Source organism: Alteromonas sp. ISO5, from assembly GCF_058105165.1.
In genome coordinates this window covers 4,660,140-4,684,750 of sequence record NZ_CM176572.1, presented here as the reverse complement: position 1 = coordinate 4,684,750, position 24,611 = coordinate 4,660,140, and the positions used below count along the sequence as shown (strand labels likewise).

The following is a 24,611-nucleotide window of genomic DNA, read 5'->3' as shown; positions in this document are numbered from 1 at the left end:
AATCAATGTAAAAATAAAAATACAAAGTTATATTTGTTTAAAATGTGACAATTGTGACATTCAAAGGGTTTTGGCTATGCATATCAATGTCAATCGCTTCCCTCTGGACGCGAACGGGACCTATGGCGAAACGTGCGTGATATCTGAACTGGATACAGCTGACATCAATATCGCTTTCGGTGACGTCGCTGCGGTGACCGCTCTGGCAGAAACGACTAACGCCGACAATCAGAGCTCTGGAGCGCGATGGATTGCTTCCTCTAGCTGCCTGGGCGCGATGAGTCATTTAGGCACTGATAAAGGCGAAAGTTGCCTGCATGTACTGTCTGTGACTGACATTGATGGCGGCGCGGGTGTGGCTTCAGCAGAACTGGCCTCGGGGAAGGAACGGTCTATCGCCGAGGCGACACTGGTGAAAGCGATGCAGGACGTGGGTAAGCTGGGTGAAATGCCTTCATTGGTTTGGTTGATTGTGGCGCCGGGTAACGAAGAAGAAGTGCTTAACGGCCTGCATGGCGTGCTTGGTGATAGCGTCCCGATATTTGGTGGCAGCAGTGCGGACAACAGTATCGAAGGTAAGTGGGTACAATTTGATGGTCATGCGCTGCATCATAACGGTATTGTCGTTGCGGTACTTTATATGAGCGAGCCGGTGTCCTGTTATTTTAGTTCCGGTTACAAGCCGACAGAACTGTCTGCCCGGGTCACAGCAGGGGAAGGGCGGAGACTTTACACCCTTGACGGAGAACCGGCTGGCACGGTCTACAACCGCTGGCTTAAACTAATGGAACAAACGCCACTGACGCCGGGCAATATACTGCAGGCAAGTACCTATTTCCCGATTAGTCGTCACCAGGGAACAATGAGCCTCGGTGTGCCGCTGCTTAGCCATCCGGCATGGCTGAATGACGATGGCAGCATTGAACTGTTTGCCAGCCTGGACGTCGGGGAGCAAGTCACTCTGATGAGCGGGCAACCGGATAATCTTATGCGGCGGGCAACCGAAGTCACGGAAGTTGTTCTGCGAACTCATGAGCTTAATTATGAATGTCGCCCTAAGGCGTTAATTATTGTTTTTTGCGGCGGCTGTATGCTGGCCGTTAAAGAGCATCTTGATGAGATTCAGCGTTCGTTACTGGTATTGGTCCAGGATGTGCCATTTATTGTGGGATTTACCTTTGGCGAACAGGGGTGTTTTTCTGACGGTATCAGTCGCCACGGTAATTTGATGATTTCTGCAACGGCGATAGGGTGTAATAATTTGTGAGCGATGTAGAAAAACTCCACGAAATCATTCAAAAATTACGATACGAGAATGGCCAGTTGCAACGTTTTAAGCAGATTAATCAATTAATGTTGCATAGCCTGGATGCGATCATGACATCGACTCACCGAAGTGAGGTGTTTGCACGTTTATTTGAGGTAATTGGTGAGATATTGCCTTGTAATCAAATACTCATTGCCCATCATAATGAAGAGCAAAGTACGGTGATTCCGGTTTGTAGCAGTGTTGAGGGTAAAACCTTCAAACCCTTGCGGTATACCGATTTAACCAACGTTTTTGAAGAAACCATGAACGTATTTAATGTAGCTTTGATCCCCGGGTGGAAAACTCATCTTGGCAACTGGTTACCGGATGCGAACTCAGTGCTTATTCACCCTATCAGTACCTCTCAGGCAAAATATATCTGGCTGATTTCCGATAAAAGTATGGGGGCATTTTCTAAACAATACGAAGATATCTTCGTGTCTTTTAGTGCGTTTGTTGCGAATACCTTGTCTCATTTTGAACAACGTAGTCTGATCCGCGAGCGCGAAACCCTGCTTGAGGAACGAGATCGTATTGAGAAATCGATGATACACCAGGACAAAATGGCTGCCTTGGGACAGCTCGCTGCGGGGGTCGCCCATGAACTCAACAACCCGCTGGGTTTTATTAACAGCAATCTGTCCAGTTTGCAGGACTATATTGGCGATATCAGTGAGTTTGTCAGCAAGGCAACAAAATCGTCTGTGGCGATGGAAATGCTGCACAAAAAAATGGATATAGACTATATTTTAACAGATACGGACGATTTGATTGATGAATCGCTGCAGGGTATTCGGCGTGCCAGCGATATTATTGCCAATCTTAAGTCCTTCTCACATCCGGATGAGAAAACCCGGGTTGATCTGGATTTGAACTCCGTTATTGAACTGGCGTTGACAATAATAAAAACCCAGGCAAAAACGGTAGTGGATATCGATTTTAAGCGTTGCGAAGAAAAACCTGTCATTCATGTTAACGCCAATCAGCTTGCCCAGGTATTTATCAATATTGTGACTAATGCAATTCAGGCGATAACCGATAAATCAGGTAGGGTCACCATCACTATTCAAGTGGGAAAAAATACCGTGGATTGCCGTATAGCAGACAACGGCCCAGGTATTCCGGTTGCGGTGGCGGCCAAAATTTTTGATCCATTCTTCACCACTAAAACCGTGGGAATGGGAACCGGACTGGGATTGTCAATATCAAAAGCCATTGTTGAAAAATATGGTGGCGAGTTACAGCTTGAATCAAGCAATGCGAAAGGCACTTGCTTTTTGATCCGTTTACCGCGGGTTAGCGAATAACCGATGCAAAGAGAGTGCAGGGTAACAAAAAGGACGTTTACAGCCGGTTCAAAGTGGAGGAATCAATGGCTAGTGGGACAACAACGAAAGTATTTGAATCAACCTTCGAACAGTGTGGCATAGGCCTGGCCCATGTTAGCCCTGAAGGGAGAATCATTCGTGTAAACACCGCTTTCAGTAACTTTCTTGGCTACAGTAAAGAAGAGCTGGTGAAGCTGGGGTTTCAGGATATTACCCATCCTGATTATCTCGACAAGGACCTTCAGCATGTGGCGGAGTTACTGGACGGATTCTACGATTCCTATCAAATGGAAAAGCTCTATATCCACAAAAATGGCAATATGGTGTGGGGTACCCTGACCGTTACACTGGTGCGAAAGGAGGATGATACCCCGGATTTTTTCATCTCTGTGGTGGAGGATATCGACGATAAGAAGCGTATAGAGCAGGATTATTTTGAGTCCCAGGAAACGCTTCGTTCTATTATCAGTTCGTTGTCAGACCGTATGGCGGTAAGTGTTGTTAGCCCGGATTTAACTACTTTAGTCTACATTAATGAGGGCTATCAGCGTATCTGGGGGCGCAGTGCCAAAGAACTCTATGAAAACCCAAGAACCTTTATTAGTCACATTCATGTGGCTGATCGGCCCCGGGTGATGGATTTTTACCGCCATGCCATTACCAAACCCTGGACCTTTGAATATCGCATCATGCGGGATGACGGTGAGCTACGTTACATTCGTGAACGTGGCGAAGTGATCCGCGACCCGGGTGGTGAGGTAATAAGTCTGGTTATCACCGCCGATGACATTACCCACGATAAACAAATGCATGAAGCGCTTAAATCAGCCAACGAAAGACTCCATGTACTGTCTAGAACTGATGGCCTGACCGGGATAAATAATCACCGCGAATGTTTATATGCGCTGGATGCAGAATTTAAACGCCTGCGGCGGATTGGCGAACGCACCACGTCCACCCTGGCGTTCTTAGATCTTGATAAGTTTAAACAGATCAACGACCAGTACGGCCATCCGACGGGTGATAAGGCGCTGGTGCTTCTTACCGAACGGATAAAATCCACGATGCGTCAAAATGATTTGGTAGGGCGCTATGGCGGCGATGAATTTCTGCTGTTGTTAAGAGATACCCGAGACTATGAAGCCCAGCATCTCATTGATCGCATTTTTGAGGAACCGCTGATAGTTCGGGATGAACGTTCCAGGGAGATCCTCATTCAGTGTTCTATAGGTATGTCTCAGTGGCATCACGAGCTGGAAAGTGTTAAGCAATGGATTGAAGAAGCAGACAGACAGATGTATCACGTTAAAGGCAATAAGGCGTCCTAACTTATGTCACTTTGGTTAACTATCACCTTTGTTAGCCGCGCTGCACAGCACAGTAGCCTTACCTTTATGCGTCTAACACTCAGGTAAGGTTACATGGCCTGGCGTAAGTCTAATAACCTTGTGCTTTACCCCAGGCAGCAATAATGGCCCTTTCGCTATCGGTCATCTTGGTTTTATTTAAAAAGGGCATATCCCGGGTAATGGTGGTGCGATTCACAATTTGGCGCCCCTGGCGCTCTATATCGGCCCAGCTGTCGAGCTTAACCCCCAGTGGCGCAACCTTGAAGATGTCGTCGGTTGGATTAGCTGAATGGCAGCCTACACAGTGGGTTTGCACCAGTGCGAGCACCTGCTTATCCAACGACGACAACGAAGCTGTTTGTTGTTCACTGACAGCCACCGCCGGCGCCGCGCTAACCTCAGGCTGCGGTGTTGGCCAGGACACCCACAGCGCTACAGCCAGTAAACCCAGCAAGCCACTTACCAGTACTGCCGGGCTGAACTTGCCTACATGGCGCAGATTAAAAAAGTGTCTTATCCAGGCGGATAGCGCCATGATAGCCACCAGTACTAACCAGTTTTGCGGATGCTGATAGGTCATCGGATAGTGGTTACTGATCATGATGAACAGGATGGGTAATGTCAGATAGTTATTGTGTACCGAACGTAATTTTGCGCCTGCGCCCCAGGCTGGATCAACAGGTTGTTTAGCCGCTACCGCATCGACCATTTTACGTTGTGCTGGCATAATATTAAGCCATACATTGGCCACCATTATGGAGCCAACCAGTGCACCTACATGGATGTAGGCACCGCGGCCACTGAACCAGTGAGTGGCAAGGTAGCTGGCCACAACCAGCAGGGCGGTCAGCGCAATGGCAAACAGTTTGGGGTAGTTAGCCAGAGGCGTACGGCATGCCAGTTCATACAGTACTACGCCACCGGCGAGCAAACCTAGTCCTCGCGCAATGGCTTCACCTTCACTCAGCGCCATGACAGAAGGATCGATAAGATACGCCGACGCCGCGAAGTAATACACGATGATCAGCAATGCGAAACCACTGAGCCAGGTGGAATAGGCTTCCCACTTAAACCAGTGCAGGTTTTTTGGCATTACTTCAGGGCCGTAGGCATATTTGCTAACCTCATAAAAACCGCCGCCATGAACAGCCCAGAGGTCGCCCTTGATGCCTTTTTGCTTTTTCCATTCCGGCGGTGTTTCCAGGCTGTTATCCAGCCAGATAAAGTAAAACGAAGCGCCAATCCAGGCGATACCCGCAACTACGTGAAACCAGCGGACAAATAAAGAAAGCCAATCAAGCCACGGCATGGTTAGAGCTCCTGTTGTTGATATTGTGGCTGACCTGCCACATAGGTGGCCACCGTAGCGCGGTCGTCGCCGAGCATGGTCAGGGCAAAAAGGGTGTCTTCGCAGGTACTGTCGGCATCGATTCGTCGCTGCGTAAGCGTATCAAAACGGGGATTAAACACCACGAAGTCGGCATCACTTCCCGGATTCAGGTTACCAATTTTATCACTGAGACCGAGACAATCAGCTGCCCCTTGGGTCAGCATGTAAAACCCTTGCAGAGCCGACAGATTATACTGTCTTAGCTGACAAATCTTATAAGCTTCGCCCAGGGTTCTTAACAGGTTAAAACTGGTGCCGCCGCCCACATCGGTGGCCAGGGTGACCGGCACGCCAAACTTATCGGCTTTGCTCATTTCAAATAAGCCGCTGCCTAAAAATAAATTAGACGTTGGGCAGAATGCGGCGATGGCGCCGCTAGCGGCCATGCGTTGCCATTCACTGTCAGACAGGTGAATACAATGGCCATAAACGGCTCTGGGGCGCACCATATGGTATTTTTCATACACGGCCAGATAATCTTCGCACTGGGGATACAGGGTTTTTACCCAGGCGATTTCATCGTGGTTTTCCGACAGATGGGTCTGAATGAAAACGTCCTCATACTGCTGAGCAAGCTCGCCTAATGCGGCCATTTGTGCGCTACTACTGGTGGGGGCAAAACGCGGGGTGAGGGCATAGTAATTGCGCCCCTTGCCATGGTAGCGGTCGATTAAGTCGGCACTATCGCGCTGGGCTGATTCGGGCGTATCCTGCAACCAGTCCGGGCAGTGTCTGTCCATGCACACTTTACCGGCTACGGTAAGCATGTTCCGCTGGCTGGCCGCTTCAAACAGCGCTTCAGTGGCTACCTTATGTACGCTTGAATACACTAAACCGGTAGTCGTGCCGTTTTTCAGGCATTCGGTTAAAAAGGCATCTGCCATGGCTGCGGCAAATTCGCCATCTTCAAACTGACGTTCAGCCGGAAATGTAAAATTGTCCAGCCAGGTCAGCAATTGTTCACCGTAACTGGCAATGATCTCGGTTTGCGGAAAATGCAGGTGCGTATCAATCAGTCCCGGAATGATAATCCGGCCTGAATAATCGATGACATTAGCATCAGCATATTGCGCTTTTAGCGTTGAAAAGTCGCCAAGATCGGCAATCTTACCGCCATTAAGCAGCAGCGCGCCATCTTTGAAGCTCTGCAGATCGCCCTGGAACTGCGTTGTAGAGTGCGGGTAATGATAAATGGTCCCGCGAATGAGTTGTGTTGTTGCCACTAGCTACCCCGGTAACTGCTAAAGCCGTAAGGCGAGATAAGCAGTGGCACATGGTAGTGGCCACCGTCTTCAGTCATTTCAAAATGGATATCGACGAAGGGATAAAATGACTGGCCATGATTGGCAATCAGATAGTCTTTGCACTCAAAACGAATGGTATAAACACCGGCACTGAGTGTCATCTCTGGCCAGTTATTACAACGTCCATCGCTGTTGGTTACGGCGGTTACCTGACTGCTGTCGGGGCCGGTGAGTGTGACCGGCATATCCGCAACCGGTTTACCTGACGTGGTATCTAGCACATGGCTGGATAAACTGATCATGATGAAGATTCCTGTGTTGGTGTGCTTAACCCTTTAGTCAGGCGTAGCAGGGTGATTTTGATTTGTTCTGCAGCGGCATTTTCAAGCTCACTGACCGTGTCGTTGGGCAGGCGTTGTTGCAGCGCGTCAAGCATCGTATCGGCGCTAAGCCCGGTGGCACAGATAATAAAGATAAAGCCATGTTTGTTGAGGTACTCATAATTGAGCGTATGCAGCGCCTGTAGTGTGGCTTCACTGGCCACCGCGGTACCCTGTTGTTCCGATGCTGCGGTGTCTTTGGTGGTAGCGAATTTGGCTCTTAAACTGTTGATATCGCCAATCATCGGGTGCGCTTCAAAAGCCTGGCGGTAATCGTTTTCAGTGAGAGACTCCCACACTTCTACTGCATAGCTGTACACGTCGGCGGGGCTCTTATACGGTCGGCCAGTTACCATAGCGTTAACCCAGCGCTCAGCCGCGCAACTGGCTTCAAACCAGTCGTAAGCGGCGTTTTCATCCAGTTGATTAAGTTCATTGAGTGTCATGAAGAAGTTCCTTTTTTATGTCGGCAGCGCTGGTAGGTGCAGAGGGGGTAGCACCGTGCAGACGCTGAATAATTTGTGCACTGACCGATACCGCTACTTCCACAGGCAGTTTGCCCGGGATATCACTAAGGCCGATGGGCGTCACGAATCGCGCGAGTTGTTGTTCGCTAACCCCTTTACTTTTTAAGCGGTGTACGAAACGTTTGGCTTTGGTTTGTGAACCAATCATGCCGACGTAGGGTAAATTCGGATGTTTCAGGGCTTTTTCTGCCAGTTCAAAATCAAGCTGATGATCGTGGGTCATGATCACTACCCAGCTACCGTCGGGTAATAAGGGAATTTCTCCGACTGGCTCGTCGTCACATAAGTAATCTACATTGGCCGCCAGCGGTTGCGTCGGCGTAAGAGCTTCGCGATTATCAATCCAGCGTACTGAAAGAGGTAATTGCGCGAGGATGGGCACCAGCGCCTGAGCAACATGACCGGCACCAAACAGCGCCAGCACCTGACGATGGCTGACATGGGTCTCAATCAATAGTTTCACTGCGCCACCACAACATTGCCCCAGTTTACTGGCCAGCGGAAAGCTATGCACGGCCTGCTGGTTATGACCTTGTTTAACACTGTCAGCCAACGCCAGGCGTGCCAGTTCAATGGCCTTGAACTCGAGATGTCCGCCGCCAATGGTGTCAAATTGCCGGTCGGAGGTTACAACCATTTTTGTGCCTTGTTCACGAGGTGTTGAGCCAGCCGTAGTTAGCACCGTGATAAGGGCATAACCTTCGGCGTGTTGTTCGCAATAGTGAATGGCTTCAAACCAGCGCCGTACCTGCCATTTTTCGTTTTGCATATTACCGCTCTCCACCGGCAGACTGGATGGCATTAATGGCCATCAGGACTTTTTCAGGTGTGGCCGGGGCGGGCAAGTCAGGATCTACTTTGTAATCTGCCAGACTGGCTACGGCGTCCTTGATGGCACACCACACGGAAATGGCCAGCATAAAGGGCGGTTCACCGACCGCTTTGGAATGATAAATACTGTCTTCAGCGTTAGGCCGATCATACAGAGCAACGTTAAAGTGTGCCGGCGTATCGCCAATCGCCGGTATTTTATAGGTCGCCATGTTATTGGATATTAACCGGCCCGTGTCATCCCAACGTAAATCTTCGGTGGTGAGCCAGCCCATACCCTGAATAAAGCCACCTTCGATTTGCCCGCGGTCAATGGCCGGATTAAGGCTGGTGCCGACATCGTGCAGAATGTCCACCTTATCCAGCGTATATTCGCCGGTCAGGGTATCAACACTGACTTCAGAAACGGCGGCGCCGTTGGCAAAGTAAAAGAATGGTCGGCCAGAGCCGGTATCGCGGTCGTAATAAATCTTGGGGGTTCGGTAATAGCCGGTGGCTGAAAGTGAAATTCGCGCCATATAAGCATTCTGAATCAACTGAGTGAAGGGCAGGTGATGGCCGCCTGCGCTCACCTGACCCGCTGCAAAGATCACATCTTCAGCCGGCACGTTAAATTGTTCGGCAAAGAAAACGGCAAGACGCTCCTTAATGGTAATACACGCATTTTGTGCGGCTTTGCCGTTAAGGTCGGTGCCACTTGATGCCGCAGTGGGCGAGGTATTCGGTACTTTGTCGGTACGTGTCGCGGTCACCTCAATATTATCCAGCGTCACGCCAAACTCATGAGCGACTATCTGGCCGATTTTGGTATGCAGGCCCTGGCCCATTTCGGTGCCACCGTGATTTACCTGAATGCTGCCATCGGTGTAGATATGCAGCAGTGCACCGGCCTGATTAAGGTGTTTGGCAGTAAATGAAATACCAAATTTTACCGGGGTCAGGGCCAGGCCTTTCTTGATTATCGGGCTCGATGCATTAAAGGCTTTTATCTCTTCGCGGCGCTGCCAGTAATTGCTATCGGTTTCCAGCTTGCCAATGAGATCGGCCAGAATATCCTGTTCCAGTGGCATGCCGTAGGGTGTGACCTTGCCATTCTCGGCACCATACAGGTTAAGCTTACGCACACTTAGCGGATCCAGACCGGTTTTACGTGCTACTACGTCCATCATCAGCTCGGCCATAATCAGCCCCTGGGGGCCGCCAAAGCCACGAAATGCCGTATGCGACACAATGTTGGTTTTAAGGCGGTGGCCGGTGATCTGAGTGTCACCTAACTGATAGGCGTTGTCGACGTGAAACATAGCGCGGTCGACAATGGCATCAGACAAATCCGGAGAGTGGCCACAGTTGCCCGATACGGTGACTTTGGCACCGAGCATTTTGCCGGCTTCATTAAACGCAATGTCATAGTCGTTTTCAAAAGGATGGCGTTTGCCGGTTACCTGCATGTCCATCATACGCGGCAGGCGCATTTTTACCGCTCGCCGGGTACGCAGCGCAAATACCGCAGCTAAACAGGCCCACTGGGCCGCCTGGGATTCCTTACCACCAAAACCACCGCCCATGCGGCGCATGTCTACCGCCACCCGGTGCAACTTCACACCGAGTACTTCGGCAACCAGTTTTTGCACCTCACTGGGGTGCTGACTGGAAGTGAAAATGCTCATGCGATCTTCTTCTTCAGGGATCGCCAGGCTAACCTGTCCTTCCAGATACATATGTTCCTGCCCGCCTACCGAAAGGTGGCCTGTGGCTGTCATAGGGGCCGATGCGAAGGTTTTACCGACATCGCCCCTGCCAAACTCGTGGGTGGGGCGAACTTTGGCATCGGCAGCCAGCGCTGCATCGGTGGTCAGAATCGCTTCTGACTCGGCAAAGGTCATAGTAGCCCGGGTGGCTGCCACTCGGGCCTGCTCCTGGGTTTCTGCCAGCACGGCGAACACCGGCTGGCCATGAAATTTGACTTCGCTATCGAGTAAAATGGGATCGCCACCAAACACCGGGCCTATATCGGTGTGGCCGGGAATATCGCTGATGGTGATGACGTCGATAACCCCGGGAGATTGTTTAACAGCACTGAGATCCAGTGAGGTCAGCGTGCCACTGGTGACATTGGTAACTCCAACGCTGGCATAGCATAACGATGCAGGGGCGGGGATATCGTCGACATAGCGCGCGCTTCCCGAGACTTGTCTGATCGCACTTTCATGCTTTTCTGAACGTAACAGCGGTGAGTGTTCGGCCTTGTGTGAAGGTTGATCAACAAGTTTACGCATAAGCTGTCACCCGGGTTGTGGCTAATAATTCAGATTGTGTTTCAAACCAGAAGCGCTGCCATAAATTGGCGAGAAGTTGTTTACGATAGCTGGCGCTGGCCCGCACATCATCAATCGGGGAAAATGCCTCAGCAAGGATTTCCATGCCCAGGTGGCGGGTGCTTTGTTCACTCCAGGTTTTACCGAGTAAACGTTGCTCCAGTGCCTCACAACTTACCGGTGTCGCCGCCACGCCGCCAAAGCCTGAAGTAATGGCGCTCACTACGCCATTATCCAGCGTTACCGTGAATACACCACAGACTGCTGAAATATCATCTTCGTGGCGTTTCGATACTTTGTACGCTTTTAACTGCGTCTGGTCATCGAGAGGGGTGAAGCGGATAGCGCTGATCCACTCTTTATCGGCCAAAACGGTCTGGCGATAGCCGGTGAAGAACTGGCGGGCCGGAACTTCGCTGTATGTGTTACCGTTATCCATAATGACGGTGGCATTCAGCGCCAGTAGCACAGGTGGCATATCGCCAATGGGGGACGCATTGGCGACATTACCGCCAAGTGTGGCCTGATTCCTGATTGGCAGAGAAGCAAAGCGGTCAATCAGTTCATGTAACTGAGGAAAATGCTTGTGCAGGACCGGTGCAATATCATTTAGCGGTAATGCTGCGCCAACGGTGATTGCCTGCTGGTCCACAATTATCTCGCGGCATTCTTTCACTCGGGTAGTGCTAACCAGGGTTGGAAATGTTTTTAACTGCTGGGTATATTCGAGCGATAAATCGGTACTTCCGGCCACTATACGTGCATTGGGATGTTCCTGTAACAAGGCTGCCATCGCCTCACGGTTTGATGGCAAATACACGTCATTTAACACCGGAATGGTCGGTTCGTCTGTGATAGCTTGTAACTGCTCAAGTACCCTGGCTTCCTGTGCGGTAAACTTATCGGCTTCGCGGTGAGCACAGCTATCCAGCGTAGCTTCGATTATCGGCCGGTAACCGGTGCAGCGGCACAGATTGCCGGACAGGGCGGTGTTAACGGTTTCACGAGTGGCGGGCTGGTCAGTATGATAAAGCGCAAACATCGACATCACAAAACCTGGAGTACAAAAACCACATTGACTGCCGTGATGTTCTACCATGGCCTGCTGTACCGGATGCAGTGTGTTGCCATCACTGAGATGTTCTACCGTGATCAACTGTTTACCGTGCAGAGCAGCTATCAGCGTAATACAACTGTTCACACTGCGGTAAAAAATGCCTGTCTGGGAAGGGGCAATTTCACCAAGAACGACCGTGCATGCACCACAATCGCCCGCTGCACAGCCCTCCTTGCTGCCTGTCAGCGCTTGCTGGTCACGCAAGTACTGCTGTACAGACACTTCTGCAGCATCATTTTCTAGCGTAACCAATTCATTATTAAGTAAAAATTTTATCATCCTGTGCTCCGGGCCTGAGATGGCTGGCGAATTAGCGCATACCATACCGGAAATACTATTCAAAAAGTAGACCAGTTGGTCAGTTTTTTATGTTTAAATAGCGCTGCAGCCTAACCGGCATGCGTAAAGGCCGTCATCATAAGCGGTGCCTGTTAGGTGTATGTACGGTCTCTGTTAAGTGTAGTGTAGGACACTGTTACGACAATTACGTGGACTGACCACTCGGTTCGTTAAAAAATGACTAATTGGTCAGGAATTTGCTGTAAAACAGGATGAGTACTGAGACAATGTAACGAGAAAGTGACAAGCTTTGGTATGATTGCACATCCGCCCGGTATCTCAGGGGCGATGCCAGATGACATTCAATGGCTCAGTCAATTTCAGTGGAAAACAAGGAATGCAGTATTAATGGCGAGTAAATCGAAAATGGACGGTAGTATCGGGACCAAGAATAAACAGAAAATTCTGACCGCGGCTGAAAAGGCTTTCGCGACTTATGGATTCAAGGGGACTTCAGTTCAGCAAATTGCTGATGAAGCAGAATTACCGAAAACTAATATTCTGTATTATTTTAAATCCAAGCAGGGCTTATACGTGGCCATGCTGCAGGACATTATGTCGCTGTGGAATTCACGTTTCGATCAGGTAACCGAAGACGACGATCCGGCAGAATCCCTGGCCGACTATATCGCGGATAAAATGACCATGTCGCGGACCCATCCTCAAGCGTCTAAAATTTTCGCTATGGAGGTGCTCAATGGTGCACCTTACCTGAATAAATTTTTTAGCAATGAACATGTAGCCTGGATGGAAGGCCGAGTGGCCATTTTAAACAGTTGGATTGCACAGCGGCGGATGACTGCGGTAGACCCGCTTTATCTGCTGTTTCATATCTGGGCCTGCACCCAACACTACGCCGATTTTTCGGCACAAATTACCAGTTTGCGAGGCAAAGCGATGAAACGGAAAGACTTTGATGAAGCAACCCGGCAACTGGTGCAACTGATATTGTCAGGCTGTGGTCTCACTGTGCCTGAAAAGTACGCGGAGTTCGCGAAATGAGTGATTATCCTAGAGATCTGATTGGCTACGGTGCCAACCCACCGCATCCCCAGTGGCCCGGTGATGCCAGGGTGGCAGTGCAGTTTGTCCTGAATTACGAAGAAGGTGGAGAAAATTGTGTGCTGCACGGTGACAGCCATTCTGAAATCTTTCTGTCGGAAATCATTGGTGCGCAACCCTATCCGGACAGACACCTGAGCATGGAATCTATCTATGAATATGGCTCTCGTGCTGGTTTCTGGCGACTGCATCGATTGTTTACCCAGGCGAGTATTCCGCTAACGGTATTTGGTGTGACCATGGCCCTTGAGCGCCATCCTGAAGCCGTTAAGGCTATGTTGGAAGCAGACTGGGAGATTGCCAGTCATGCTTTGCGCTGGATCCATTTTCAGAACATGAATATCAACGAAGAACGCGCCCAGATTGAAGAGTCGGTGAACCGTCATAAAATGCTAACCGGCAAACCGCCTGCAGGCTGGTATACCGGCAGAACAAGTCCGAATACGCTGGCGCTAATCGCCGAGCGCGACGATATTCTTTACTGCGCTGACTCCTACGCAGACGACTTGCCTTATTATGATACGCATTACAGTAAGCCCTTGCTGATGGTACCTTACACACTGGATACCAATGACATGCGGTTTGCCACCCCACAGGGCTTTAACAGTGGTGAACAGTTTTTTACTTATCTCAAAGATGCTTTCGATGTTTTGTATGAAGAAGGGCAGGATGCCCCAAAAATGTTATCCATAGGTCTGCATAATCGTATAATTGGCCGTCCGGCCCGGTTTGCTGCATTAAAGCGGTTTGTTGAATATGTGCAGAGCCATGAACAGGTGTGGTGTTGTACCAGAGAGCAAATCGCTCAGCACTGGGCAAAGCATTTCCCTTATTCAGAATAATTCTGTTAACACATTGAGACGTTGTTATTTTTAAGGCACAGAATCTGAGCCTTCAAACATTACCGTCATACTGTCTGATTTAGGCAGTCATCCTCGCCTCTGAGCCAGGATCTCCTGAACAGAACGACTCCGCAAAAACAGCCACAACGTTGAAGTAGTCTCAGCATTCGTCGGGTTGCCGACAGCAACAAGGGGCGTAGGGCGACCGCTGAGCGGGTGATCCCCTTGACCCCCCGCAGTTCTAAATTGCGAAAAAGCCAATTTGCAGACAAACAGGGCAAACCTACGGATTACCTGAAACTTTTTGTCGGCCAATAGTTCGCAATAACCGAACGGGTAAAAAGCGGATGTTTTGACATCGTATTGCAGCCTTCAAACATCACTGTCGTATCGGCCTTCTAGCCGGTATCTTCCTGGAAGGCTGACTACCCGAACCTGTATTATTGAGTGAGCCAAACTATTCAGGAGATACCGGATAGCGGCTGGAGCCGCTTCCGGCATGACGGGGGGCTGAGTTCAAACATCGCCGTTATCGGCTGAGACCTCATCCGTGAGGCATTTTGCAATCAGGTCTATTTTTTACTTTAAAGACCGAAGGCGTAGCGCAGGATAAACACCAGCGCCAGCATATAAGTAATCATGCTGATTTCCTTATGTTTACCGGTGCCCAGTTTCACGCCTACATAGGTAATAAAACCCAGCGCTATCCCTTCACTGATGCTGAAGGTAAGGGGCATAGCCATCAGTGCTACCACTGCTGTGGCGGTGGCGCCAAGATCATCAAACTCCAGATGACGAATCGATTCCATCATGAGGATACCTACCATCACCAGTGCCGGTGTGGTAGCCATCAACGGGATGATTTTCATCAGTGGCGTTAAAAATAGCGCCAACAGGAAGCAAATACCCACCACGATGGCTGTCAGCCCAGTGCGGCCACCGGCTGAAGCGCCGGCTGCTGATTCCACATAACTGGTGACCGGTGAGGTACCTAATGCCGCCCCGACCACGCTGGCAGATGCATCGGCGGTCATTGCGGCACCAATTTTCGGCAGTTTGTCTTCTTCATTGAGCAGGTTAGCCCGGCGCGAAACGCCGATCAAGGTACCGATGGTATCGAACATATTGACAAACATCAGCGCAAAAATCAGATCCCAGGTTTCGGTGAAATGTTCCAGCGGATACATAATATCCATAGCAAACCAGGTGTCGCTGATAGGCTCAGGCATGCCCACAATAGCCTCTGGTGTGGGCGTTAACATGCCGTCTTCGGTAGGAATAATAAATCCCATCAGGGTGAGTAAAATAATCGATAACAGAATCCCGCCGGTGACGTTTTTCTTAACCAGTATTACGGTTAACAGAATACCTGCTAAGGCAAGCATTACTGCCGGATTTGACAGATCGCCAATGGTCACAAACGTGGCCGGATTCGATACGATTAAACCGGCATTTTTAAGGCCGATAAAAGCGATAAATAAACCTATTCCGCACTGCACACCTATTTTCAGTGACGGCGGAATGGCTTCGGCAATTAAGGTTCGCACCCCGGTCAGGGTTAATAGTAAAAATAACACACCATTCCAGAACACTATGCCCAGGGCTGCTTCCCAGGGAATTTCACGGGTCATACAAATGGTAAACGCAAAAAAGGCGTTAAGGCCCATACCCGGAGCCAGTGCAATAGGGTAGTTGGTCATAAACGCCATCAGCATGGTACCTAAACAGGCAGCCAGTGCTGTAACCGTAATTAAGCCGGTAGCCGGCATACCGCTTAAACCCAGAATGCCCGGATTAACCACCAGAATATAAGACATTGCTGCAAACGTGGTCAGGCCGGCAATTACCTCAGTTTTAATGGTGGTACCGTGGGCCTCAAGTTTGAAAAGCCGCTCTATCAGCGTCGATGACATAGTGAATCTCTTTATGGTTTGTAATTGTTGAGTGTGTTGGCTTAGTGCAAGCAAAAAACTGACCATTTAGTCAAAGAGTTGGTCTGGTATCTGCTAGACTTTTATATATCACAATAAACGGTTGGTACCGAACAGACCAATCTTACTATAAATCAGTTTGATGCAGGCTATTTTGGCATGGAGCCATTCAAAGATGCACCTTAATGGTGAATTTGCCTGACAACAGTGCGCGAGGGAGCCCGTTACGCGATGAGACTAATTCATTTAATTGAGCAGTTGCCAAAAACAGAGTTGCACCTGCATATAGAAGGTACACTGGAGCCGGAGCTTATGTGGACGCTTGCAGAAAAACACGGTGTGTCGTTACCTTACGATTCTGTTGAGGCGATTAAAGCGGCCTACCAGTTTCAGGACCTGCAAAGCTTTCTGGATCTCTATTATCAGGGCGCAGATGTACTGCGCGACGAAGAGGATTTTTACCTGTTGATGCGCAGCTACTTACAACATTGTCATGCCGATAATGTTGTCCATACTGAAATCATGTTCGACCCGCAAACCCACACCGAACGCGGAGTGGGGTTTGACGTCTTTATGCCAGGATTTCAGCGCGCTATTGATGAAGCGAAAGCTAAGATGGGAATGAGTGTCTATCTGATCATGTCATTTTTGCGGCATTTGTCGGAAAGGTCGGCCATTGAAACCCTCAATCAGGCCCGGGATTATTATCCGGTGATTAAGGCGGTGGGTCTGGACAGTTCGGAGCAGGGGAACCCGCCGGAAAAGTTCGTTAAGGTGTTCACCGCCGCCCGGGCGCTGGGCTTTAAATGTGTTGCCCATGCCGGTGAAGAAGGTCCGCCGGAGTATATCTGGCAGGCGCTGGATCTGCTAAAAGTCGATCGGATTGATCACGGCGTCAGGGCTGAAGAAGACGAACAACTTATCAAATGTCTGCGTGACAGTGGCATGGCATTAACCGTATGTCCGCAAAGTAATATTAAGTTGTGTGTGTTTGATAATATGGCGCAACACAATATTCTGGATTTACTGGAACAAGGGTTGTGCGTCACGGTAAACTCTGACGATCCCAGCTATTTTGGCGGCTATCTCAACGATAACTACAAGGCCCTGATGACTCATCTGGCCATGAATGAAACAGCACTGGTTCAACTGGTTAAAAACAGTTTTGTTGGCTCATTTTTACCCGCCGATGAAAAGAACAAATGGCTACGCTGTATCGATAACCTGGTGACTAAAGCCGCCTAGCACTGACTAAGCAAAAGGGGCCTTTATGGCCCCTTCATTTTTTAATCGTCTGCATTAATCATCCGGGATTATTGCTCACCCGGCAAGGTATCCTGATAGGTGTCCCAGTTCAGCACGATTTCATCAATCACGGTGCTACCCACTTTATAAGCGGCTTCAAGTGAGGGCAGCATGCCTGCGTAACCGGCGCCCGAACTATCTGAAGCCAGATTCTCTGCTGCCGTCATACCGGTTGGCTGCATGGTAAAGTTACTCGCTGTGCGTAACACCAGTACCCGCTGTTTATCAGCCAGGCCGGCGTTATCCAGATAGGTTAGCGCCTGATAACTGCCGGTGTCTTCCATACCAGAAGTCATAAAATTACCTTTGCCATTGGTCCAGAAGGCGGTCCAGTCGTTCGCCCAGTCGTTAAGCAGTTTGCCGTGCCAGAAGGTTGATGCGGACAGGTGGTCGCCTCGTAAAACCTTAGGGGGCAATTGCGCTGCTGGCATTTCGGTGTACTTGCTGCGTAAAGCCAGCATGGCATCGGTATCCATTAACTCGATATCTTTGGTGAGGTTAAAAGCCCAGTCGACTAACGTAGTATTGAGCTGAAAGACTTCACCGTTCCGGGCGACAACCTCACCTTCCTGCTCTGGATACGGTTCATTGGCGAAGAGTGGGAAGTAACCGGTTGACCAGTCTTCCGGAATTTCACGGGCATCAATCTGATGCGCCAGGTCGCCGTCGACCAGATAATCCGTCCATACCGCAGAACCTATTGAACCATCCTGCGGGTCGATACCGGCTATGCCGGCAATCAGCCAGTAGGCTTTGGTTAAATCAAAGCGTGGGTCCAGACCCAGCGCGGTAAATGCCGATGAGGCCCGGGCAATACCCATGCCGGTGACCATGCCCAGCACGCCTTTTTCAGGATTGTAGTAGAGGTCATGGAAGCCGTGAGGAAAGGCAAACTTTTCAGTCAGGCCGTAGCGTTCTTTCCAGAACTGGAATTCGCCGGGGCGATCGCCTTCGTCTGCGCCAATTTCAAACATGGCCACGACAACCGCTTTCACCTGTATTTTTTCGGCACTTTCAGCCGATTGTTTTACCGTTTCTGCGGCCGTGGATTGTGCAGGCGCATCCGTGCCCGGCTGACAGGCACTTATAGCCAGACAGCTTAATAAACTTAATAATAAAACTCGCATGATATCTCCAGTGAGTATAAAAAAACGGCATGCCAAGGCATGCCGATTAAGCTAAAGTGATTCTACACTTAGAATTTATAAGACACTTTCGCGGTATAGTTACGTGGTAATTCAGGTAACACGATACCGTTACCAAACAGATCCGGGAAGTTAGCACGGAAGTATTTTTCGTCCGTTAAGTTCTTCACGTTTACGCTGAATTTCCAGTTGTCTAACTCATATACCACACCGGCATTAACCAGTGTATAACCAGGTAGTTTAACGGAACCGGTGAAACCAGCAACCGTTGAGTCCACGTCTACAACGTTAATATTGGCAGCGATCCCGTTCTGGAAATCATAGGTAGCGGTAACAGAGTAGATATTTTCTGGCATACCCGCTTTCTTCGCACGTGGGTTGTTTTCCAGTGAGTTGAGGTTATCAACATAACCACCGTACAGTAAGTATGGATCAACCAATGGTAAATCGTCTGCACCCAGGCGACCGTACTGGTTACCGTTAGCGGCTGCTGTTAAATTAAAGACTTCTAAGCTGGTATAGGCGGCACTCACGACTAATTGGTCGGTCACTACCCAACGTAATTCAAATTCGGTACCCTCAGATTTGGTGGTGTTGTTCGTTACGGTATTTTGAGCATTACGGTCAGTTCTTTCCTGAGTGTAGAAACCCAATGCGAAATACAGCGTGTCTTCCAGTAAGCTGCCTTTAATACCAAATTCCTGCATTTCAGAGGCCGATAACGCAGTACCACCGGCAATATCACCTGCGTATAGCTCATTACCCTGACCGGCAACAACCGTTGTTTGCTCTGACGCAGTCGCGTAGGGGATCAAACCCCACTCTGTTTTATACGAGATACTGGCTGTCCAGGACACACCGCCGTCGGTATCTGAAGCTTCTACAACATCCACTTCTTCAGGGGCGTAAAGTTTATCCATATGGTACTTACTTTCCATATCCAGATAGTCATAGCGCACACCTAAAACCATATTCAGACCATTTTCCCAGGTCAGATCTGTCATGGCAGCGATACCATAATCCATAAAGTTACCGCTGACATAGTTACTGTAATCCTGGCCGGTTTGAGAGGCTAACTGTACTTTATCCAGCGCAGTAGGGCCAACAGTCAGATCGCGACGATCAAAATACTCATCATGAAAATCATCACCGTGTTCAAAATCGGTGTAGCGGAATGACGGTGAGATTTGCACAGATGCTACCAGTGAATCAAAATCAAATTGATTAGAAAATACCAGCTTATCCTCAACGGCCCAGGTTTGGTGTTCCTGAGAGAAACCGTAGAGGTTTTCATTAATGTTGTCATAGCTGTCGAAGAACAACTGGTTTTTCATTTCCCAGCCACCGGCCATGTAATAAATCGTATCGAAATATAATGTCAGTGATTCATTACCTAGTTGGTTTTCTTCTGCAACCAGTACCTGGTTACGTTTTAGTTTAGCGGTACCTGGATTAACCAAAGCTAGCGCCTCATAATCAGCCAGGTTGGCATTAGTGGTCGCACCACCTAAATATGCCCAGTACTCAAGACCACTTTCAACAGCATCAAACTCATCGTGAGAGATCAGGCCATCGCCATTGGCATCCAGTGGTTGTGCTGAACCTGTGGTGTAGGTTCCATTGTCCACCAGTTCTTGGGTCAGACGGTTCCAACCAGCAACCTGATTACCATCGTAATCATGGTACATACCACCAAATTCGAAACGCAGGTTATCGGTTACATCAACGTTGAAAGAGGCTTGTAGAATTGTTTGGTCGGTAGCCGTATTGTCGTAGTAGCTATCTGAATTCTCAATCTCACCGTAGACATAGTAACCCATTTGCTTGCCCGCGATTTCCCCGGGACCACCCACTTCTGCGGTCAGGATATTTTTATCCCAGCTACCGGTAGTGTATGAAAATGCACCTGTTTCTTTCTCAAGGTATTGTCCGCGACTGGAACGGGCAGCCTTCGGAATAAAGTTTAGGTATCCACCTACTTTTGCCGGACCATAAATAGGCGATGCCGGACCACGGACAATATCAATCTGACTTGATGCGCCGATTGGGGTAGGGTAGTTCCCTGGGTTATCCAAACGTTTTACGCCACGAAAATAAGCTTCACCCGGAGTACCACGAACATCCAATGAGCCGGCAACACCGAAGAATGACTGGGTAAATGTACCCGGTGCGAAGGCGACCAACTCATCAATATCGGCGATGTCGAAACGATCCATCATTTCGGCGGAAATGGTAGATGCGGAACGAGGGGTTTCCAGAATTGACTTACCGAAACCGAAAACCGCTTCTACGTCCTGACCAGGTAAGCTACCCAGTGAACCTTTTACTTCAATTTTTTCGATTTCAGCATCAGATGGCTCTTCCTGCGCAAAGGCAGCAGTTGATAGCATCAGACTGCTGGTGACGGCCAGCGCAATCGGCGCCACTCTAAATTTGGTCGTTTTCATGGTGTTCCTCATGTTCTCGGTATTTTTGTAAATGTAAGTGAGATATAGCTATGCAGACTTGCACATTGCAGGTTTAGTGCCAAAATCCTGTCCATGTGGTCAGGGTTTGTTTTGTTTTTAAGTGATTGATATTTAAAAATAAAAACATTTCTTGAGTGGTCTTTTTCGTTACTTAATTGTTAATGGTGAAAGATTGTTCAGTCCATTGCACCAATTAAGGGAGCATTATCTGAACTTTGCACCACGTAAATCTAAGGCCCGATAGGGGAGGGCCTGTGGGTTATACTTCAGTAGCAGCTTTTGCCTGTGAGTCGTGGGGCTGCAGACTTTCATTGTTGGTGTTGGCGTCTTTAGTTTCTGGTAATACAAGGGTGAGAACGATTGCGGTTAACCCCGAAGTGGTGACCGGCGATATAAAGATATTGCCCAACCAGGGCGGCAACTGGGCGAGCACGTCACCAACCATCATCACGCCCAATCCCATTCCCAGCGAACAGGCAGTAATCAGGCTGTTACGCTGATTCAGTGGTTCACTGGTGAGTATTTTTACGCCTCCCACAGCCACCATAGCAAACATTACCAGCGTGGCCCCACCTAGAACGGGTTTGGGAATGGCTTGCAGCATCGCGCCAATAAATGGAAAAATACCAAGAAAAACAAATACTGCCGCCACAAAGTAGCCCACTTTGCGGCTGGCGATGCCGGTCATCTGAATGACCCCGTTATTTTGCCCAAAGGTGGTATTTGGAAAGGTGCAGAAGATGGCAGCCATTAATGAATTAAAACCATCGCCCAGAATACCGGCGCGGATCCGTTTAAGGTATTTTTCGCCGCGAATCGGTAACTGGCAAAACAAACTGTTGGCGGTAAGATCGCCAGCGGTTTCAATGGCCGTAAAAAAGTAAATCAATGCGACGGGCAAAAATAGCGCCCAGTCAAAATTAAACCCGTATTTAAACGGTTGTGGAAAGCTGAATACTGGCAGTGAAGTTAGCGACGTAAAGTCGGTCATACCGGCAAAGAAAGCGATCAGTGTGCCAATACTCATGCCAATAAAAATGGCGGATAGACGCAACCAACGGTTCCTGTGGACATTAAAGGTGATGATTATCAACAACACAGTCAGACCCAGGTTTAAATTCGCCACACTGCCGAAATCGCTGCTGTTAAAACCGCCTGCCAGGTCTGTCATGCCCACCTTGATTAGTGAAATACCAATGGCAATAATCACTACACCGGTGGTGATAGGGGTTATTATGCGTTTGAGCTGAGTAATAAACTGACTCAGGATGATTTCTACAAATGCGCCCCAGAAACACACGCCAAACATCATTGCCAGGACCTCATCGTTCGATCCGCCGCGTGATTTAATCGTAGTACCGACCATTAACAATGCGCTGATAAAGGCAAAGCTGGTCCCCTGAATGGCTACCAGCCCGCTGCCCACAGGGCCAAACCCTTTAGTCTGAATAAAGGTGCCAATACCGGTAACCAGTAACGCCATGCTTATCAGGTAAGGGATCTCAGCTTGTAAGCCCAGTGTTGAAGCAATAATCAGTGTCGGTGTAACTACGCCAATAAAACTGGCCAGTACATGCTGCACAGCTGCGGTCAGGCTAACTATAAATCCGGGCTTATCTTCCAGTGTATAGAGTATGTGATGCTGTGACATTCGCTATCCTTGATGGCACAAAGTGGGTTGATAGTCGCAGATAAAACGTCGTTTGGCTGCGGCTTGAGGTAGTGACAAAATGCCTTCATCAGCAAGGGTTTCTGCAAATTGACGTAATCGCTGCTCATAGGCCTTAAGCGCTTGTTGTTTATCTTGTTCGGCTAAAAAACTGTGCTGCAGAGACTGACGGGCAAGGCCGGTCAGCTCCTGCCAGGACAAGTTGAACTCTTTAACTGCCACGTAATATTCATCGGTGAGCGTACTGTCCCACATACCGCGATCGTCGGTGGTCAGTGCCACCGGAATGTTGGTGCGTAAATATTCCGGAAACGGGTGGGTGGCGTAGTCTTCGGTGTAGTCGAGTAAACGGTTGCTGATGAGATTAATTTCAATCAGGTACGGACCGTGGCGCATTAGCAGCAGGGTGTCCGGATCCGTAATCGTGTTAAGGCCGTGACCAATGCGCTGGGCACCAAGCAGCAAGGTGTCTTTCACGTGCTGGTTAGGTTCATCGACTTCGCCGGCGTGAATGGCCAGATTGATAGTCGGATACTGGCGGCGTAATTCCCGTAAAACCGGTAGGAAGCGCAGCGGATAGCCTTTGTCGTTGTCTTCGCGGCCCACCATGTTGATGCCTACATAGAGGTCGCGGTGCTGATCGACAAAATCATACATCCAGCGCAAGTGCTGTTCAGCGTGGGGTAAAAACCGCAGCAAAGCGTATTGAAAGCGCACGGTAACGCCGGTTTGTAATGCGGCTTTTGAGGCAAGCATATCTGTATAGACTTTCAGCGATGCCGCCGGCGACATTAACTCGCCTTGCGGAGTAATACTGCGATCGACATTTACCTGGGTTTCAAGGTATTGCAAACCTTCAGCAGCGAAAGCCTGCATATTTTTGAGCAGGATGTAAGCGCCAACGTGCGGATTGTTGGTGAGTTCGTTGAGTCGTTGCCAGTGACGTTCGAAAAACTCATTGCGCCCTTCGTGGGCTTTATCCAGTCGGATACTGTTGAACCAGGCCTGTTTTTCTGTGGTATCCAGGTCGCTGAGTAACTCATACTCATCCTTTTCACAGTCGTTCAGACTGTTGTAGGTGGAAGCCTGAATAGTACGAAATAGCAGGTTTTGCGGGTTAGGGCCATACTCATTGGTGCCATATCCACGGCATTGCAGCAGACGGGTTTTAGTGTAGTAGATATAACCACCGTTTTGCTCTGGGCGGGTGGCAATGTCATACCACCACTCGCTGAATCCCGCACCACTTAAATGATGATGAAGATCGCCGCCTTTAGGCAACGACCAAAGCATCTGATAGAGGTCTTTATCACTGGCGGTTTGCTTAAATTCCCGGAACCAGGTGTTCATGTCGGCGCTGAATACCGACAGCGAAGCCAGCGACAGTAAGGTGGCAAACAGGAAACGTAAAAATGGAAGGGCTGAACGGCGGCTATTCCACCGGTAAAACATACTGCACATATTGCTCACTGTAGACGTAAAAAAAAGACGTTACGGATGAAGCAATAATCTGACCATTTGGTCCGGATGGTGTGGTGATATTTAAGTTGCTGTAATTAAAGGATTATAATTACACAATGTGGTTTAGGTTGGCGGCTTTAAAAAGCGATTGCACCAGAGAGGGGCGTGACTGACTCATTAGCAGCCAGCCCCTTCGGAGAACTCAATGCAAGTCATTAATAGGGGAAGCCGTCGGGTAGGGTAACAAAAATAGAATGACGTACTTCGTTGTACATGGCGCGGCTGCAGTGGCCTTCCCCTTCGGTATCTTCCAGTAATAGTACATCACCGGCACCGTACACGTGGCGCTCACCATTTGATACGGTAAATTCTGCCCGGCCTTTTAAAATAAACAGTAACTGACGCGCCGGAGCCGGGTGCCATTTAAAATCGTAGTCGGCAGGTGTTTCGCGAAAAATAATCGAGCCGGCGGGGAGCTTCTCTGAGAGCAAGCCGATTGGGCCGCCATCTTTAAGCGGGATATCGGCCTCACCAAAATGACTTTTGCCGTCTGCATCATTATAAATTCTGGGTATTTTCATGCGTATCATCCTTCTACT

At 49.2% G+C, this 24,611-nt stretch carries 19 protein-coding genes; 6 read left to right on the top strand and 13 right to left on the bottom strand.

Annotation, left to right across the window (positions count from 1 at the left end):
- The first annotated feature begins 76 nt into the window (after positions 1–76).
- From AC2T0J_RS21210 to AC2T0J_RS21200, 3 genes are all read left to right on the top strand, one after another.
- Positions 77–1,267 (top strand): FIST signal transduction protein, encoded by a 1,191-nt coding sequence (locus tag AC2T0J_RS21210; RefSeq protein WP_489807723.1) that lies wholly within the window; start codon positions 77–79, stop codon positions 1,265–1,267.
- Positions 1,264–2,616, top strand: coding sequence for a sensor histidine kinase (locus AC2T0J_RS21205; RefSeq protein WP_489807722.1), 1,353 nt, complete (start codon positions 1,264–1,266; stop codon positions 2,614–2,616). Before AC2T0J_RS21210 ends, AC2T0J_RS21205 begins: the two co-directional genes overlap by 4 nt.
- A gap of 65 nt (positions 2,617–2,681) precedes the next feature.
- On the top strand, positions 2,682–3,965 hold the full coding sequence (locus tag AC2T0J_RS21200) for a diguanylate cyclase (protein WP_489807721.1): 1,284 nt from the start codon (positions 2,682–2,684) through the stop codon (positions 3,963–3,965).
- A 109-nt stretch (positions 3,966–4,074) separates the two neighbouring features.
- Here AC2T0J_RS21200 and AC2T0J_RS21195 read toward each other — a convergent pair whose 3' ends face one another.
- The 7 genes from AC2T0J_RS21195 to xdhA are packed head-to-tail and all read right to left on the bottom strand — an operon-like array spanning position 4,075 to position 12,069.
- The gene (locus AC2T0J_RS21195; protein ID WP_489807720.1) at positions 4,075–5,295 is read right to left on the bottom strand and encodes a urate hydroxylase PuuD; all 1,221 of its coding nucleotides are present in this window, start codon (positions 5,293–5,295) and stop codon (positions 4,075–4,077) included.
- 2 nt (positions 5,296–5,297) lie between these two features.
- Positions 5,298–6,599 carry a guanine deaminase gene (gene guaD, locus AC2T0J_RS21190; protein ID WP_489807719.1) on the bottom strand — a complete coding sequence of 434 codons (1,302 nt, stop codon included), beginning with the start codon at positions 6,597–6,599 and terminating at the stop codon, positions 5,298–5,300.
- Positions 6,599–6,922: a hydroxyisourate hydrolase gene (uraH, locus tag AC2T0J_RS21185; protein WP_489807718.1), complete on the bottom strand. Its 324-nt coding sequence runs from the start codon at positions 6,920–6,922 to the stop codon at positions 6,599–6,601. Before uraH ends, guaD begins: the two co-directional genes overlap by 1 nt.
- Positions 6,919–7,446 carry a 2-oxo-4-hydroxy-4-carboxy-5-ureidoimidazoline decarboxylase gene (uraD, locus tag AC2T0J_RS21180; protein WP_489807717.1) on the bottom strand — a complete coding sequence of 176 codons (528 nt, stop codon included), beginning with the start codon at positions 7,444–7,446 and terminating at the stop codon, positions 6,919–6,921. Before uraD ends, uraH begins: the two co-directional genes overlap by 4 nt.
- Positions 7,433–8,296 carry a xanthine dehydrogenase accessory protein XdhC gene (gene xdhC / locus AC2T0J_RS21175; protein ID WP_489807716.1) on the bottom strand — a complete coding sequence of 288 codons (864 nt, stop codon included), beginning with the start codon at positions 8,294–8,296 and terminating at the stop codon, positions 7,433–7,435. The genes uraD and xdhC overlap by 14 nt, the downstream gene beginning before the upstream one ends.
- A gap of 1 nt (position 8,297) precedes the next feature.
- Positions 8,298–10,634 carry a xanthine dehydrogenase molybdopterin binding subunit gene (gene xdhB / locus AC2T0J_RS21170; RefSeq protein ID WP_489807715.1) on the bottom strand — a complete coding sequence of 779 codons (2,337 nt, stop codon included), beginning with the start codon at positions 10,632–10,634 and terminating at the stop codon, positions 8,298–8,300.
- Positions 10,627–12,069, bottom strand: a complete 1,443-nt coding sequence (xdhA, locus tag AC2T0J_RS21165) for a xanthine dehydrogenase small subunit (RefSeq protein ID WP_489807714.1) — start codon at positions 12,067–12,069, stop codon at positions 10,627–10,629. Before xdhA ends, xdhB begins: the two co-directional genes overlap by 8 nt.
- Positions 12,070–12,477: 408 nt before the next feature.
- On the opposite strand from xdhA, the gene AC2T0J_RS21160 reads away from it, so the two are divergent.
- Both AC2T0J_RS21160 and puuE read left to right on the top strand, forming a co-directional pair.
- Positions 12,478–13,131 (top strand): TetR family transcriptional regulator C-terminal domain-containing protein, encoded by a 654-nt coding sequence (locus tag AC2T0J_RS21160; RefSeq protein WP_489807713.1) that lies wholly within the window; start codon positions 12,478–12,480, stop codon positions 13,129–13,131.
- On the top strand, positions 13,128–14,033 hold the full coding sequence (gene puuE / locus AC2T0J_RS21155; RefSeq protein WP_489807712.1) for an allantoinase PuuE: 906 nt from the start codon (positions 13,128–13,130) through the stop codon (positions 14,031–14,033). The genes AC2T0J_RS21160 and puuE overlap by 4 nt, the downstream gene beginning before the upstream one ends.
- A 584-nt stretch (positions 14,034–14,617) precedes the next feature.
- On the opposite strand, the gene AC2T0J_RS21150 is transcribed toward puuE, so the two are convergent.
- Entirely contained in the window at positions 14,618–15,946 is a 1,329-nt protein-coding gene (locus tag AC2T0J_RS21150) for an NCS2 family permease (protein WP_489807711.1), read from the bottom strand.
- A gap of 249 nt (positions 15,947–16,195) precedes the next feature.
- On the opposite strand from AC2T0J_RS21150, the gene AC2T0J_RS21145 reads away from it, so the two are divergent.
- A complete protein-coding gene (locus tag AC2T0J_RS21145) occupies positions 16,196–17,209 on the top strand; it encodes an adenosine deaminase (RefSeq protein ID WP_489807710.1) in 1,014 nt (337 codons plus the stop codon).
- 68 nt (positions 17,210–17,277) lie between these two features.
- Here AC2T0J_RS21145 and AC2T0J_RS21140 read toward each other — a convergent pair whose 3' ends face one another.
- From AC2T0J_RS21140 to AC2T0J_RS21120, 5 genes are all read right to left on the bottom strand, one after another.
- The gene (locus AC2T0J_RS21140) at positions 17,278–18,396 is read right to left on the bottom strand and encodes a purine nucleoside permease (protein ID WP_489807709.1); all 1,119 of its coding nucleotides are present in this window, start codon (positions 18,394–18,396) and stop codon (positions 17,278–17,280) included.
- 68 nt (positions 18,397–18,464) lie between these two features.
- Positions 18,465–20,861: a TonB-dependent siderophore receptor gene (locus tag AC2T0J_RS21135; RefSeq protein ID WP_489807708.1), complete on the bottom strand. Its 2,397-nt coding sequence runs from the start codon at positions 20,859–20,861 to the stop codon at positions 18,465–18,467.
- A 280-nt stretch (positions 20,862–21,141) separates the two neighbouring features.
- The gene (locus tag AC2T0J_RS21130; protein WP_489807707.1) at positions 21,142–22,533 is read right to left on the bottom strand and encodes a uracil-xanthine permease family protein; all 1,392 of its coding nucleotides are present in this window, start codon (positions 22,531–22,533) and stop codon (positions 21,142–21,144) included.
- Positions 22,534–22,536: 3 nt separating this feature from the next.
- Positions 22,537–24,012, bottom strand: a complete 1,476-nt coding sequence (locus AC2T0J_RS21125) for an adenosine deaminase family protein (RefSeq protein WP_489807706.1) — start codon at positions 24,010–24,012, stop codon at positions 22,537–22,539.
- Positions 24,013–24,227: 215 nt separating this feature from the next.
- Positions 24,228–24,593 carry an AraC family ligand binding domain-containing protein gene (locus AC2T0J_RS21120; RefSeq protein WP_489807705.1) on the bottom strand — a complete coding sequence of 122 codons (366 nt, stop codon included), beginning with the start codon at positions 24,591–24,593 and terminating at the stop codon, positions 24,228–24,230.
- Between the last annotated feature and the right edge of the window lie 18 nt (positions 24,594–24,611).

Coding starts and splice junctions, on each gene's coding strand:
- xdhC (WP_489807716.1), bottom strand. CDS start 8,296: ATGCAAAACGAAAAATGGCAGGTACGGCGCTGGTTTGAAGCCATTCAC.
- xdhB (WP_489807715.1), bottom strand. CDS start 10,634: ATGCGTAAACTTGTTGATCAACCTTCACACAAGGCCGAACACTCACCG.
- AC2T0J_RS21145 (WP_489807710.1), top strand. CDS start 16,196: ATGAGACTAATTCATTTAATTGAGCAGTTGCCAAAAACAGAGTTGCAC.
- AC2T0J_RS21200 (WP_489807721.1), top strand. CDS start 2,682: ATGGCTAGTGGGACAACAACGAAAGTATTTGAATCAACCTTCGAACAG.
- AC2T0J_RS21150 (WP_489807711.1), bottom strand. CDS start 15,946: ATGTCATCGACGCTGATAGAGCGGCTTTTCAAACTTGAGGCCCACGGT.
- AC2T0J_RS21195 (WP_489807720.1), bottom strand. CDS start 5,295: ATGCCGTGGCTTGATTGGCTTTCTTTATTTGTCCGCTGGTTTCACGTA.
- puuE (WP_489807712.1), top strand. CDS start 13,128: ATGAGTGATTATCCTAGAGATCTGATTGGCTACGGTGCCAACCCACCG.
- AC2T0J_RS21135 (WP_489807708.1), bottom strand. CDS start 20,861: ATGAAAACGACCAAATTTAGAGTGGCGCCGATTGCGCTGGCCGTCACC.
- AC2T0J_RS21120 (WP_489807705.1), bottom strand. CDS start 24,593: ATGAAAATACCCAGAATTTATAATGATGCAGACGGCAAAAGTCATTTT.
- uraD (WP_489807717.1), bottom strand. CDS start 7,446: ATGACACTCAATGAACTTAATCAACTGGATGAAAACGCCGCTTACGAC.
- xdhA (WP_489807714.1), bottom strand. CDS start 12,069: ATGATAAAATTTTTACTTAATAATGAATTGGTTACGCTAGAAAATGAT.
- AC2T0J_RS21210 (WP_489807723.1), top strand. CDS start 77: ATGCATATCAATGTCAATCGCTTCCCTCTGGACGCGAACGGGACCTAT.
- AC2T0J_RS21130 (WP_489807707.1), bottom strand. CDS start 22,533: ATGTCACAGCATCACATACTCTATACACTGGAAGATAAGCCCGGATTT.
- uraH (WP_489807718.1), bottom strand. CDS start 6,922: ATGATCAGTTTATCCAGCCATGTGCTAGATACCACGTCAGGTAAACCG.
- AC2T0J_RS21160 (WP_489807713.1), top strand. CDS start 12,478: ATGGCGAGTAAATCGAAAATGGACGGTAGTATCGGGACCAAGAATAAA.
- AC2T0J_RS21125 (WP_489807706.1), bottom strand. CDS start 24,012: ATGTGCAGTATGTTTTACCGGTGGAATAGCCGCCGTTCAGCCCTTCCA.
- AC2T0J_RS21140 (WP_489807709.1), bottom strand. CDS start 18,396: ATGCGAGTTTTATTATTAAGTTTATTAAGCTGTCTGGCTATAAGTGCC.